The organism is Pseudoalteromonas sp. SANK 73390, from assembly GCF_054966645.1.
Map to the genome: position 1 here is coordinate 1 of NZ_ARPN01000129.1, position 521 is coordinate 521.

Annotated in this window: 1 protein-coding gene; it reads left to right on the forward strand. The window is 41.3% G+C overall.

Annotated elements, in window-relative coordinates; genetic code table 11:
- The coding region (locus SANK73390_RS18145) for an AMP-binding protein (protein ID WP_462767817.1) at positions 1-521 on the forward strand (521 nt) is incomplete at both ends.

The window sequence follows — 521 nt, forward strand, 5'->3', positions numbered from 1 at the left end:
AACCTAAAGGTGTGATGTTGCCTCACCAAGGTGCTGTTAACTTGGCATTCAATCAACATCATTATTTTGAGACAGATAGCAATAGTAAAGTGTTGCATTTTGCATCAATCAGCTTTGATGCTGCAACATGGGAGTGTTTAATGGCATTTATGCCAGGAGCCACATTGTGTATTGCAGATCAAAATACGAGGATGAATGCACAGCTGCTATTTGATTTTATCCATGCACAGCGTGTCACCCACGCTACTTTACCGCCAGCATTACTTAAAACCGTACAATACCGACCTGACTTGTCATTACAATGTTTAGTTGTTGCAGGTGAATCGTGCGATTTTGAAACCGTTGAACTATGGCGTCAGCATTACCGATTTTTCAATGCTTATGGCCCATCAGAGGCTTCAGTATGCGCGACCATTGGTGAGTTAAAGTCTAACACTATTCATATTGGTACTACACTACACAATGTTAGTACGCTGGTTTTAGATGCTCAGTTACAACTTGTCAGCACAGGAAATATTGGC